An 8894-nucleotide genomic window follows, 5' to 3' on the forward strand; every position below is an offset into this window, starting at 1 on the left:
GGGCAGGAGGGCTTCGACGGCGAGATCCTGCACGCCTCGGACTACCAAGCCCCCACGGCCTATGCCGGGCGGAATGTGCTCGTCGTCGGCGCCGGCAACTCGGGCGCCGAGATCGCTGCGGACCTCGCCGAGGGCGGAGCGGCGCACGTGTGGCTCGCCGTCCGCACGCCGCCCAACATCGTCCCGCGCCAGCTCGGCCCCATTCCGACCACACTGATGTCGATCCCGATGGAGTACTCCCCCGCGTGGCTGGTCGACCCGGTGAAYCGCCTCTTGCAGCGCGCGGTGCTCGGCGACCTGACCCGCTACGGCATGCCGGCGGCTCGCACGGGCCTCGTCGCCCAGGCGCGCGCGACCGGGACCACCCCGACGATCGACGTCGGCCTCGTGAAGCAGCTGCGCGCGGGCCGGGTCACTCCCGTCGCGGCGGTCGAGCGGTTCGACGGGGGCGAGGTCGTACTCGCGGACGGCAGCAGAGTCGCTCCCGACGCCGTCATCGCCGCGACCGGCTACACGACGGGCCTCGAACCCGTGGTCGGACACCTCGGTGTGCTGGACCGGAGYGGGAAGCCGCTCGCCACAGGCCGCCGCTACGTCTCCAGAGCGCCCGGACTGCGGTTCCTCGGCATGACAAACCCGCTCAAGGGTCAGCTGTTCCAGATCGGCCTCGACGCCCGCGCGATCGGGCGGTCGATCTCTCGGGAGCTGCGGGCCACCTGACCGGACTACCTGACAGAGGCGCGCACCCGCGTGCGCAGCACCTGCACCACGACCGCCAGTCCCACCGTGACCAGTCCCCACGCGGCGCACGCCTGCGGCAGCACCCGGTACGCCAGGTGCTGGATCGTGAACTCGGCATCCAGCGGGCCGTAGACGGCAAGTCCGATGATCCACGCCAGCGCGAGGAGCACCGGCAGTGACAGCCACCACGTCCACCGCACCCACGCGGGCAGCAGGCACGGAACGGATGCCTCGACCCGCCGTCGCCACAGCCACACGACCGCCGACACCGCGAGAATCGCGAGCCCGGCGATGCTCGAGCCGTGCTGCAGCCACTTGTAGCCGGGGAGCGCACCCCACTGCTCGGCGAGTGCGGGGAACAGGTCGACGCCGCCGCGACCCTCGTGCGTGAACAGGTCCCACGCGATATGGCTCACCACACCGAGGGCGAGCGACACGACGAGGAGCACGACCGCCCGCCACGACACAGATCGCCGCTGCGGCTTGCCGGGCTCACGATCGGTGCGCACGCCGAGCGTGTCGCGCAGGGCGCCGGCCGCGCCGCGATCCCACTCCGCGGGCAGCCGGCCGGCGAGCCAGCGAGGGCTCAGCTCACGGGCAGCCGGACGCAGGATGCAACGCCAGGCGATCAGCAGCGCGAGGGCGAGCAGCACCGTCGCCGGCAGCCACGCCAGATCATGCGTGCGGCCGTACCCGAGCGGTGAGAACCGGACGAACAGCGGCAGGTCTGGTGCCATCGCGCCCACCGCGATCGCGGCCGGCACGAGCGGCGTCCGGACGAACGGAAGCGCGACGACCGCGTGGCTGGGGGTGAACGGCATCCGTGCCCTTCGGCAAGCTCAGGGGCCGGGGCCGCTCAGGGAGCAGGGGTGACGAACACGCCCGCAAGGGTCTTCTTGCCGCGCCGCAGCACCGACACCGAACCGGGCAGCGAACCGGACACCACCGCCGACTCGTCGGCGACCCGGACACCGTCCAGCGAGACTCCGCCCTGCGCGATCGCGCGGCGCCCCTCACTCAGACTCGACACCAGCCCCGTGTCCACGAGCGCCTGGACCACCGTCGTTCCRGTCGCCACCTCGGCATTCGGCAGCTCGTCGAGGGCATGACGCAGCGTGACCGGGTCGAGCGCCGTCAGATCTCCCTGACCGAAGAGGGCCTCGGATGCCGCGATCACGGCGGCCGCGGCATCCGGACCGTGCACGAAGGTGGTGATCTCGAACGCGAGCCGCTTCTGCGCGGCGCGACGGAACGGCTCGGTGGCGACGAGCTGCTCGAGCTCCTCGATCTGCGCCCGGGTGAGGAACGTGAACACCTTGAGCCGGAAGACCACGTCGGCGTCGTCGCTGTTGAGCCAGAACTGGTACATCCGGTATGGGCTGCACATCTCGGGGTCGAGCCAGATGGCGTTGCCCTCGCTCTTGCCGAACTTCGTGCCGTCGCTGTTCGTGATCAGCGGCGTGCCGATCGCGTGCACCGAGGCGCCTTCGACGCGATGGATGAGATCGACGCCGCTCGTGAGGTTGCCCCACTGGTCGGAGCCGCCGGTCTGCAGCACGCAGTGAAGGCTGCGGTGCAGCTCGAGGTAGTCCAGGCCCTGCAGGATCTGGTAGCTGAACTCGGTGTAGCTGATGCCCGCCTCGGAGTTGAGCCGCGCGGACACGGCATCCTTCTTGAGCATGGTGCCCACGCGGTAGTGCTTGCCGATCTCGCGGAGGAAGTCGATGGCGCTGAGCGGCGCGGTCCAGTCGAGGTTGTTCACCATACGGGCGGCGTTCTCGCCGTCGAAGCTCAAGAACCGCTCGACCTGGGAGCGCAGGTAGCCGACCCACTCGGCGACGGTCTCCTTGGTGTTCAGGGTGCGCTCGGCGGACGGGCGGGGGTCGCCGATGAGTCCGGTGGATCCGCCGACGAGTCCGAGCGGCCGGTGCCCGGCCAGCTGGAGGCGGCGCATGAGCAGCAGCTGGACGAGGTTGCCGAGATGCAGGCTGGGCGCCGTCGGGTCGAAGCCGCAGTAGTACGTGATGGGACCGCCCGAGAGCAGCTCGCGCAGAGCCGCCTGATCTGTGGAGACGTGCACAAGGCCGCGCCAGACGATCTCGTCCCAGACGTTCTCGAACGTCGGGTCGTTGGCGGGCGCGGTCGCGGTCAGAGCGGGCGTAGACACGCGCTTCAGGCTACCAGCGGGGCGACGGATGCCTCGGCCCACCGTGGGCCCGCTGGAGGCGCGCAGGATGCCGCGGCCCGACACTCGGGCAGCCGCGCGAGCCGCGTCGCCGGCCCGTGACACACTGGCGGCATGCTCCTGACGACCGACGCCGTGGTCACCGGCATCCTGTCGATCTTCCTGTTCCTCACCCTGTGCGGTGTGCTCGTGCTCATCACCGTGAGCCTTCGGAAGCCGACGACGATTCCGCTCGTGATCGCGACCTGCCTTTTGGTGCTCGCTCTCGTGGTCGTCGCCGTATCCACCGTGAACGTGCCCACGATCCTGGGCCTGATCGTCGCGCTCCTCGGGGTCGCGATCGGCGTCGTCGGCGGCAACCCGGTGACCCGCCGCGTGCTCGAGATCGCGACGCACGGACGCGTGCGCGAGACCGACGACGGCGGGATCGTCGTCCGCGGAATCCCGGCGGTCGGGGATGCCGCGGGGGCCCCTTCGGGCTCGACGGGCGATGGACCGGTGATCCTGCGGGGCGGGACTGTCATCGGCTATCTCGAACGGCTCGGCGCAGTCGTCGCGATCGTGGCCGGGTTTCCCGAGGCGCTTGCCGTGATCGTCGCGATCAAGGGCATCGGCCGGTTCTCGGAGCTCGCCTCGGCCGAGGCGCGCGAGCGATTCATCATCGGAACGCTCGCGAGCCTCCTCTGGGCGTGTGCGGCGGGAGCGCTTGTGCGGCTCGCGATCTGGTGACCGCGGCGTGAGTCACCGGGTCGGCGCCGGTGCGCTCTCGAGGCGCAGGAGCCGGAAGCCCTCGATGACCGCCGACGCTCCCGAGGTCGCGAGCGCCTGAGATACGGCGGACTGGGTGATCCCCTCGGAGCTCGCGAGCTCGCGCTGCGTGATGCCGAGGCAGCGGCCGTAGGTCAGTCGCCGGGTGCGCTCGCTCATCGCCGCGACGAGCTGGTCGCGCGCGAGCAGGTACGAGTTCGCCATCCGCGCCTCGCGTTCGGCGATCGCACCCTCGTCCGGCGCGGCGACGACCCAGGTGCGCGCGGTCGGGACGGTGCGCTGCTGCAGAGCGTGCACCTTGTCGATCGCCTCTCGCGCTGCCCACCACGCCGGGCCCTCCGGGATGTCGCCCGCGGCCGAGGGGATGTCGGCGACTTTCCCGACCCCGACGCCGAACCGGCACTCGATGCCGTCGGACAGGGTCAACTGCAGCAGCAGCAGCGAGCCGAGGGCCGCATCGAGCGTCGGATAGATTCCTTGCTGCTCATCGCCGACCGTGGGTCGCAGGGGCTGCTCGGCCAGAGGCAGGTCGTGCTCCACGCGAGCGATCGCCGCGTCCAGCACACGCTGGGCGGCCTCCCGGTCAGGCAGCCGACGGGAGCCGACGATGTCCGCAGTCACGGCGATGGTCATAACATCAGCCTAGCACTGATATTGCCATAATATAACTCTATGACTGATATTCCGAGATTATCAGTGGAGGAAGCAACGCCGACGGCTAGAGCCCGAGCACGTGGGCGGCGGCCTGGGTGCGGGAGATGAGCTCGGCCCGCTGCTCGGCCACCCGCACCGGTGCGGTGCCCCCGACGCCGAGGCGGGAGGCGACCGAGCCCTCGATGGTCAGCACCTCGCGGACCTCCGGGGACAGCTCCGGAGACACCGAGGCGAGCATCGCGTCGGTCACCTCGTGCAGCTCCAGGCCCTGCTCTTCGCACAGCCGGACCAGTGACCCGGAGATCTCGTGCGCATCGCGGAAGGGCACGCCGCGCTTCACGAGCCACTCGGCGACGTCGGTCGCGAGCGAGAAGCCGAGGGGCGCGAGCTGCGCCATCCGCTCCGCGTCGAACCGCAGCGTCGCGACCATCCCCGCGAAAGCGGGAAGCACGGTCTCGAGGGTGCGGATCGAGTCGAAGACGGGCTCCTTGTCCTCCTGCAGATCGCGGTTGTACGCGAGCGGGAGCCCCTTCAGGGTCGCGAGCAGTCCGGCGAGATTGCCGATCAGTCGTCCGGACTTGCCGCGGGCGAGTTCGGCGATGTCGGGGTTCTTCTTCTGCGGCATGATGCTCGAGCCCGTCGAGTAGCCGTCATCCAGCCTGACGAACCCGAACTCACGGGTGTTCCAGATGATGATCTCCTCGGCGAACCGGGAGAGATCGATGCCGATCATCGCCGCGACGAACGCGAACTCGGCGACCACATCTCGTGCGGCCGTGCCGTCGATGGAGTTCTCGGCCGGGCGCGCCAGGCCGAGCTCGTCGGCGACGAGCTGTGGATCGAGCCCGAGGGTCGAGCCCGCGAGCGCGCCACCGCCGTAGGGCGACACCGATGCACGCACCGACCAGTCGCGCAGCCGCTCCAGGTCGCGCACGAGCGGCCACGCGTGCGCCTGCAGATGATGGGCGAGGAGGACCGGCTGGGCGTGCTGCAGGTGGGTGCGCCCGGGCATGATCGCCGCGGGGTGGGCTTCGGCCTGCGAGACGATCGCGTCGATGAGCCGCAGCACATCGCGGGTGATCGTGCGGGAGTGATCCAGCAGGTACATCCGCACGAGGGTCGCGATCTGATCGTTGCGGCTGCGGCCGGCGCGCAGCTTGCCGCCGAGCTCCGGCCCGACTTCGCGGATGAGTGCTGCCTCGAGTGCCCCATGGACGTCTTCGTCACCGGGAGCGGGACGCAGCGTGCCGTCCTGGATGCCGCGGGTCAAGGCATCCAGCCCCGCGTGCATGCCCTTCGCCTCGTCGGCGGTGAGGTACCCCGCGGCGGCGAGCGCCTTGGCGTGGGCGTGGGAGCCGGCGATGTCGTAGAGGGCGAGATCCCAGTCGAAGTGCGTCGAACGGCTCAGCGCCGCGAGTTCCGGCGAGGGCCCTGAGGTGAACCGCGCCCCCCACAGTGCGCCTTCGTTGGTGCCATCGGCCTTCGCATCGCTCACACCGACCACCCTACCTAGCCGATTCGGCAGGCCCGTGCGGTGCACACGTACCGCGGCACCCTCGTCGGCCATGATGTGATCATGACCAGCCCCACCGGAGAGACGACCTCGCTCCAGCGMACCTACCGCTACCTCCGCATCGGCCTCGCCGGCACCGTCGTCGTCATCTTCGTGTCGGTCGCCGTCGCCATCCCGGTCGTGGGGCTGCTGCCCTCGATCAGCCACTACTTCTACACGCCCGCGCGCAATGGGTTCGTGGGCGCCCTCTTCGCCGGCTCCCTCGCGCTGCTCGCGCTCTCGGGCCGGCACGCCGAGCCGGTGCTGCTGGATGCCGCGGCCCTGGTCGCACCCCTGATCGCGATCATCCCCACCGAGATCGCCCCTGGGTCGGTGCCAGGCCTCGCCGATGGTTGTACCGACGCGTGTGTACCAGGGGCGTTCTGGCCCTCGATCAACAACGGGATCGCGACCTACCTCATCGTCGGGACGCTCGCGGTGATCGTCGCGATCGCGCTCCCTGGCTTCCGCCGGATCATCCCGGGAGGGCTGATCGCGATCGCCGTGCTCGCGATCGTCGCGGTCACCTGGGGATTCTTCTTCGACGCGTTCGTCGCCTACGGTCACCTCGTCGCAACCGTCGTGTTCTTCGGCCTCGTCGCGGCCGTGTCGGTGGTCAACGCGGTGGGCCGGCGCGAGGACGAGTTCCCGCCCACCCGCGCGTTCCGGATCTCCTACATCGTGCTCGCCGTGCTGATGGTGCTCGACCTCGGCGTGCTCATCCCGTCGACCGTCTTCGGCGGCGGCGCGGCGTGGGGCGTGCTGATCGGCGAAGCGTTCGCACTGGGGCTGTTCCTGATCTTCTGGCTGCTGCAGACGGCGCAGAAGTGGGATGACCCGGATCCGAGTCTGCGGGTCGCTTAGGACCCCGGCACCACCAGCCGCGAGATCCGGTCGGTCGCCCACTCGAGCGGCCCACGTCCGACCAGGAGCGCCCACGCGGTGCAGCCGATGAGGATGCCGAGCGTCAGCGGCCAGAGCGGCATCAGGGCGCGAAACGCGGACAGGTCGCCCGTGCCGCCCAGCGCCGCCGTCGCCCAGACCGCCCAGCTGAGCAGCTGTGCGGTGTAGGCGGTGAGCGGCATCCCGCCGAGGGCCCGGAGCGGGAGGCTGAGCCACACCAGGAACGTCCGGCAGAGCAGCAGGCAGACCGCGATCGCCGCCACGGCGAACCCGCCGGTGCCGATCACCTCGAGCACACCGCTCGAGTGCGGACGCGCCGTCCAGACCGCACCCCAGAAGGTCCGCGTCTCCGCCGCTTCGCGCGCTCCGGTGACGACATGGAGCCCGTAGCCGACCAGCATCAAGGCTGTGCCGGCTGCCAGCATCCGCAGCTGCACCTGCAGACGACGGATGCCGGCGCGCGCGACGCCCATGCCCGCCAGCAGGAATGCGATCCACACCGGGAACGGATAGTGCCAGCCGATCGCCCGGGAGATCGCGTCGCCGGCGAGTGTCTGCCAATACGGCGTCGCGTCCAGCCACACCTGCACGAAGGGCATGACTGCTGCGGTCAGAGCGGCGCCGATGAGGAGCGGTCGGGCGCCGAGACCGGTGAAGGGCACCGCGAGCAGGAAGAGGATGCCGTACGCCGGCAGGATGACGAAGACCGGCACCCCGGTCGAGATGAGCGCGACGCCGAGGATCCACAGCAGACAGCCTCGGACAGCGAGCCGCTGCCGCATGACTCGCAGGGGCTGCGCCTCGAGGACCCTCGCGCCGCCGGTGACGAGCCCGACGGACACTCCCGCCAGCGTGGCGAAGAGGATCGAGGACCGGCCGTCGACGATCGCGATCCACGTGGCGGGATCCGCCTGCAGCGCGGGGCGCGCGATCAGGTGCGCGGTGAACATGCCGATGATCGCGAAGCCGCGGGCGAGGTCGATCCCGGCGATCCGCGTCGGTCCGTTCAAGCGCTGCCACGCGGCCGCGCGGCGCGACGGCCGGCCGCCCGGCGACGGCGGGGCGCCCCCCTCCGGTGACCGGGACGGGGCGCCGTCGCTCATCGTGGGTCGCTCAGTTCTGGCGGAGCAGCCAGACCAGGAGGGCCTTCTGCGCGTGCAGGCGGTTCTCCGCCTCGTCCCAGACGACGCTGCGGGGTCCGTCGATCACCGCGGCGTCGACCTCGTACCCGCGGTCGGCGGGCAGGCAGTGGATGAAGATCGCCTCGGGCGCGGCGAGCGCCATGAGGTCCTGCGTGACCTTGTACTCGCCGAGGTCGCGCAGGCGGGCGAGCTTCTCCTCTTCCTTGCCCATCGACACCCAGGTGTCCGTGACGATGACGTCCGCACCAGCGGCCGCCTCGTTCGCGTCGGTGTAGAGCGTGACCGATCCCCCGGTGTCTGCCGCCCGCCGGTCGGCATCCGCCACGACGTCGTCACGCGGCGCGTACGCCTCCGGCGAGGCGACCCGCACGTGCATGCCCGCCGTGACGCACGCGAGGATGTACGAGTGGGCCATGTTCGAGCGCCCATCGCCGAAGAACGCCAGCGTGAGGCCCTTGAGCTCGCCCATGTGCTCGCGGATCGTGAGCAGATCGGCCAGCAGCTGGCAGGGGTGGAAGTCGTCGCTCAGCGCGTTGACGACCGGCACGCGGGTGCCGCGCGCCATCTCCTCGAGGCCCGCCTGCGCGTAGGTGCGCCAGACGATCGCGGCGACCTGGCGCTCGAGCACCCGTGCCGTGTCGGCGGGCGTCTCCTTGCCGCCGAGCTGGCTGTTCGCCGTCGAGATGATCAGCGGGACGCCCCCGAGGTCGGCGATGCCGACCGCGAACGACACCCGGGTGCGGGTGGATGACTTGTCGAAGATCACCGCGACGGTCTGCGGCCCCTCGAGGGCCTTGACCTTCCACCGGTCCTTCTTCACCTCGAGTGCGAGCTCGAGGATCTCGGACTGCTCGGCCTGGGTCAGGTCGTCGTCGCGCAGCAGGTGCCGGGTCATGCCGTGACCTCCGAGTCGGCGTCGAGCAGCAGCGCGTGCTCGACGGTGTTGAGG

General features: G+C 70.6%; 9 protein-coding genes. 3 read left to right on the forward strand and 6 right to left on the reverse strand.

Annotated features, from left to right (window positions below; genetic code table 11):
- A partial coding sequence (locus AC1DVT_RS14885; RefSeq protein ID WP_477389801.1) for a SidA/IucD/PvdA family monooxygenase occupies nt 1-720 on the forward strand: 720 nt, incomplete at its 5' end.
- Between the two features lie 5 nt (nt 721-725).
- On the opposite strand, the gene AC1DVT_RS14890 is transcribed toward AC1DVT_RS14885, so the two are convergent.
- Both AC1DVT_RS14890 and tyrS read right to left on the reverse strand, forming a co-directional pair.
- The gene (locus AC1DVT_RS14890) at nt 726-1562 is read right to left on the reverse strand and encodes a DUF4184 family protein (protein ID WP_477389802.1); all 837 of its coding nucleotides are present in this window, start codon (nt 1560-1562) and stop codon (nt 726-728) included.
- 35 nt (nt 1563-1597) lie between these two features.
- Nucleotides 1598-2908 carry a tyrosine--tRNA ligase gene (gene tyrS / locus AC1DVT_RS14895; RefSeq protein ID WP_477389803.1) on the reverse strand — a complete coding sequence of 437 codons (1311 nt, stop codon included), beginning with the start codon at nt 2906-2908 and terminating at the stop codon, nt 1598-1600.
- Between the two features lie 132 nt (nt 2909-3040).
- On the opposite strand from tyrS, the gene AC1DVT_RS14900 reads away from it, so the two are divergent.
- Nucleotides 3041-3655 carry a hypothetical protein gene (locus AC1DVT_RS14900; RefSeq protein WP_477389804.1) on the forward strand — a complete coding sequence of 205 codons (615 nt, stop codon included), beginning with the start codon at nt 3041-3043 and terminating at the stop codon, nt 3653-3655.
- A gap of 12 nt (nt 3656-3667) precedes the next feature.
- Here AC1DVT_RS14900 and AC1DVT_RS14905 read toward each other — a convergent pair whose 3' ends face one another.
- Both AC1DVT_RS14905 and argH read right to left on the reverse strand, forming a co-directional pair.
- The gene (locus tag AC1DVT_RS14905) at nt 3668-4327 is read right to left on the reverse strand and encodes a SatD family protein (protein WP_477389805.1); all 660 of its coding nucleotides are present in this window, start codon (nt 4325-4327) and stop codon (nt 3668-3670) included.
- Nucleotides 4328-4412: 85 nt separating this feature from the next.
- A complete protein-coding gene (gene argH, locus AC1DVT_RS14910; RefSeq protein WP_477389806.1) occupies nt 4413-5843 on the reverse strand; it encodes an argininosuccinate lyase in 1431 nt (476 codons plus the stop codon).
- An 81-nt stretch (nt 5844-5924) separates the two neighbouring features.
- On the opposite strand from argH, the gene AC1DVT_RS14915 reads away from it, so the two are divergent.
- On the forward strand, nt 5925-6764 hold the full coding sequence (locus AC1DVT_RS14915) for a hypothetical protein (RefSeq protein ID WP_477389807.1): 840 nt from the start codon (nt 5925-5927) through the stop codon (nt 6762-6764).
- On the opposite strand, the gene AC1DVT_RS14920 is transcribed toward AC1DVT_RS14915, so the two are convergent.
- Together AC1DVT_RS14920 and argF are read right to left on the reverse strand one after the other, a co-directional pair.
- Nucleotides 6761-7906: a heparan-alpha-glucosaminide N-acetyltransferase domain-containing protein gene (locus tag AC1DVT_RS14920; RefSeq protein WP_477389808.1), complete on the reverse strand. Its 1146-nt coding sequence runs from the start codon at nt 7904-7906 to the stop codon at nt 6761-6763. The genes AC1DVT_RS14915 and AC1DVT_RS14920 overlap by 4 nt on opposite strands.
- Before the next feature lie 10 nt (nt 7907-7916).
- A complete protein-coding gene (gene argF, locus AC1DVT_RS14925; protein ID WP_457100476.1) occupies nt 7917-8840 on the reverse strand; it encodes an ornithine carbamoyltransferase in 924 nt (307 codons plus the stop codon).
- Nucleotides 8841-8894 lie beyond the last annotated feature (54 nt).

The sequence above is a fragment of the Microbacterium sp. P2_F9 genome, from assembly GCF_056403635.1.

Bases quoted from the DNA above. Each gene is read 5' to 3' on its own strand.
- AC1DVT_RS14890 (WP_477389802.1), bottom strand. From the start codon at position 1,562: ATGCCGTTCACCCCCAGCCACGCGGTCGTCGCGCTTCCGTTCGTCCGG.
- argF (WP_457100476.1), bottom strand. From the start codon at position 8,840: ATGACCCGGCACCTGCTGCGCGACGACGACCTGACCCAGGCCGAGCAG.
- AC1DVT_RS14905 (WP_477389805.1), bottom strand. From the start codon at position 4,327: ATGACCATCGCCGTGACTGCGGACATCGTCGGCTCCCGTCGGCTGCCT.
- AC1DVT_RS14900 (WP_477389804.1), top strand. From the start codon at position 3,041: ATGCTCCTGACGACCGACGCCGTGGTCACCGGCATCCTGTCGATCTTC.
- AC1DVT_RS14920 (WP_477389808.1), bottom strand. From the start codon at position 7,906: ATGAGCGACGGCGCCCCGTCCCGGTCACCGGAGGGGGGCGCCCCGCCG.